Below are 3,365 nucleotides of genomic sequence, written 5' to 3'. Positions count from 1 at the left end.
TGTTAGTGACTTCATGAGCTGTCACTGATGTGATTTCATCGCCTGTCAGTAGATTGTTCAGTTTTCTGTCTTTGTTTATGTTAGCAGACTGGGGAGTTTCCCTCCCCAGAGTATTATCAGATAAATTGTGATAGTTCTTTTAAAGCACATGCGATCGTACTGGCTTCATTAGCCGTCATTCCGGTTGCTTCCAGACTTTCCTTATTCCAGAATCGGTCTGAAGGATGTGCAAGTTCCACACCTATCCGATGGTTTGGAATACATAAAAACCACCCATTTATCTGTCTGCCAAAGATTAAGTGATAGCTGTTACCATTCAGATTGAGTTTTGCCTCATAAGGCTGCGCATGAAGCTGGATTGGATGAATATCTGTCATACTATTCTCTAGCCTCCAGCATTTCATGTTCTGTAACATAACGAATCATGTGATCATCGACCAGCCGCTTGTTTTGTTGGAACGCATACATCAATGCTTTCTCACAGATACGGTTGATCAGTCTTGGAATACCAGTAGATGAACGATAGATTTCATCAACGGCTTTCTCTGTAAACAGCTCCTGCTGACATCCTGAATAGTCCAGGTGACTACGGATGTATTTTTCACATTCTGCCCGATCCAGATGGGGAAGTACACAGTACATATCAATACGCTGGCGGATTGCAGCGTAACGCTGAAGTTTCAGTTTTGTTGTCCAGAGTTCGGTCTGTCCGACTAATACAACGGCCATAGGGCTCATAGAGTCAAAACGGTAATTCAGGAGAAACCGGAACTCTTCCAGAGTCTCTTTCTCCAATAAATGTGCTTCATCCAGGATACAGACTACTTTTTTGTGCTGTACTCCGCGGATGATCTCAACCTGTTGCTGCAGCTGGCGTTTGGAATCTCCCCTGTAAAACCTGGACTCCAGCCCCAGCTGGTCCAGGAGCCCTTTATAGAACCACCTTGGAGTCAGTTTTGAATCAGAAAGATAAAGGACAATGTATTCTGATTTCGGCAGTTCTTCATAAAAACGGCGGATCAATGTAGATTTTCCACAGCCGGGATCTGCAGTGACTACTGCAAACTTCTGGCGGTCTGCCACATAAGCAAGACGCCCGAGAGTCTCGCGGAAAGAATGCGATTCATACAGTTTATCTGCAGGGACATCCCTTACAAAGGGAGTATGTTCCATGCCAAAGAACGTCTCATACATTGCCATCCGCCTCCTTCCTGTAAGATGCGAAGGAGATAGCATTGGCTACCTGTTCACGGTTCTTTTCATGCTGTATTTCAAGAGCATCTAAAAAGCGTGAGGTACTTGGCTTCTGTCCCTGCATGGAAACCGGAAGCGTAGGATTTTTATCACAGTAAGATCCGATCTTAAGTGGTCTGGCTGTGAAGGGTTTATAGCCGGGATAAGTGACAGTCAGCACTTCCGGAGCCGCAGGATCGTAAGCGATCCCTACTTTGTATCCGATCAGTTCAGGCTTTGTTTCATAACGCTGTCCCCGGAAACTGATGCAGGCTCCTTTGTCGACTTTACGTTCTTCATGATGAAGAAATGCCTCTGAGACAACAGATGCATTGATAAAGTTAAGCGGACGTGTATCCCGGTTCCATTCCTGAAGCGGCGTGATCCCGTTTTCAGGTACTGCGGCACCAAGGCTTTCATAGTATTCCGAAATGCCTTCGTGCGGCTTTTTGTGATAATACTCTTCAAGGAAGACGGACCATAAATGGTTCAGTTCTTCCAGAGATCTTATATTTTTTAGTTTTGCTTCCCGATTGAAGGTATCTACCACCTGGTGGAACTTTTCAATTTTTCCCTTACTTTTTCCACTCCGGATGCGTGCGAATTTTACGCGGATCCCAAGTCTGGCAAGGGAACAGCTTAACTGTCTGGCAACATACTGACTGCCATGATCGAAATAGCAGGCATCAAATGATCCGTAGCGTATTATGGCCTGATGAAAGGTATCTTCCACGATCGTTTCTTCCTGGTTATCATAAAAACGGGAAGACAAGATATATCTGGAATGATCATCGATCGCGGAAGATAAATAAGTCTGGACTTTTGCCCCATTTTTACCGATAGGCAGTTTGGGACCATACTTGATATCACCCTGGATCAGCATCATGCGGTGTGGCTTGCAGAACCGTTTGGATGAGCTTTCGCGTGCATCCCGGTACATCTTCATATGTTCCCTGCCAAAACCACGCTTATAAAGATGCCGTTCCAGAGTCGGACGTTTTAAAATTCCGGGAGCCACATGTCCTTCCATCTCCAGGATCAGAATGATCTGTGCGACGGAACGTTCCGGTACTTCCTTTCTGAGCTGGATAGCCTGTTCTACAAGGAATTCAAAGTTTTCTGGCAGTCTCTGTGAGCGGTGTTTCTTCCTGGTTGCCGGTTTTAATCCGGAAAACTGTCCTTCTCTGTATGCCTTTTCATAGCGGTATAGAGAACGGACCGTGATCTCGTTTTCCTCGGCGATCTGTTTGCGGAGCTGGAGCTTTTTGGCATCATCCAGATCCTCGCGCAGAAGCGGGGAAATGAGCTGGAAACGATGGAGAGCTTCCTGTTCCTCCCATTGTCTTACTATCTGTTGGTTTGTATTCATAATTCGTGACCTCCTTTTGAGATCACTATATATGAGAAGCCTGTGACAGACGAACAAAAGTAGGTGCATGCGTGTATCAGTAAAAGGCTGGCAGAAAACCCCCGCTGTTGTAAATGATGCGAACAGCCTTTTCCAGCCAGTTAAAATACTTTTTCCTGACCGCTTCGAGCAGTGACTGGTCAGAGAAAAGAATATCCTTGCCAAGTCCGAGAATGCTGTATCCTGCATTTCTAAGATATCCTTCCATGGTTGAAAGATTAAGTTGGAACCATCGCAGCCAGTACAGCATGGTACTGACTGAAGGATAGTCTTCAGAATCCTGATCATTAGGCGTTACGATCCCATCGATCACACCACTGATGACCTCTGCTTCATAGTGTTTGTATGGAAGCAATACATCTGGAAGTTCATTATGATAGCTCTCACATGCAGTACATCTGAATCTCCGGATACTCAGGAAATCCCGGTCGCCACCTTCATGCTTTCTGATACGAAGTCTGGAATCCCGGTATCTGAGCTGTCCACCACAGCAAGGACATCCTGGTACATTTTCACTGCTCTTAACCAAAAACACCGTTTTCCTCATTGCGGACAAGCGAATACTCTGCTATAATGAACATGGTTTTTACCAGATCTCAGAGTACGCGACTGTCCAAGAGGGTGCTCTGAGATTTTTTCTTTCTGTAGGATAATGACAGTATACAGAGCAACCTGACGACAGGCAATAAGATCTATAAAATGCTATTTTAAAAGAGCATCAACA

The 3,365-nt window shown here is 45.2% G+C and carries 4 protein-coding genes; all 4 read right to left on the bottom strand.

What is annotated here, in order from left to right; genetic code table 11:
* Window positions 1-116: 116 nt before the first annotated feature.
* Window positions 117-377 carry a DUF6618 family protein gene (locus ACTQ50_RS19270; protein WP_441485513.1) on the bottom strand — a complete coding sequence of 87 codons (261 nt, stop codon included), beginning with the start codon at window positions 375-377 and terminating at the stop codon, window positions 117-119.
* Between the two features lies 1 nt (window position 378).
* Window positions 379-1,200, bottom strand: a complete 822-nt coding sequence (locus ACTQ50_RS19265; RefSeq protein WP_441485512.1) for an ExeA family protein — start codon at window positions 1,198-1,200, stop codon at window positions 379-381.
* Window positions 1,187-2,602 (bottom strand): DDE-type integrase/transposase/recombinase, encoded by a 1,416-nt coding sequence (locus ACTQ50_RS19260; protein ID WP_441485511.1) that lies wholly within the window; start codon window positions 2,600-2,602, stop codon window positions 1,187-1,189. The genes ACTQ50_RS19265 and ACTQ50_RS19260 overlap by 14 nt, the downstream gene beginning before the upstream one ends.
* 76 nt (window positions 2,603-2,678) lie before the next feature.
* Complete coding sequence (locus tag ACTQ50_RS19255) at window positions 2,679-3,170, bottom strand: DUF6431 domain-containing protein (protein ID WP_441485510.1); 492 nt, start codon at window positions 3,168-3,170, stop codon at window positions 2,679-2,681.
* Window positions 3,171-3,365: the final 195 nt, after the last annotated feature.

The organism is Blautia sp. Sow4_E7, from assembly GCF_052116245.1.
Classification (GTDB): Bacteria; Bacillota; Clostridia; order Lachnospirales; family Lachnospiraceae; genus Blautia_A.
The sequence above is the reverse complement of the archived record's forward strand: the minus strand, read 5'-3'. Positions and strand labels throughout refer to the sequence as shown.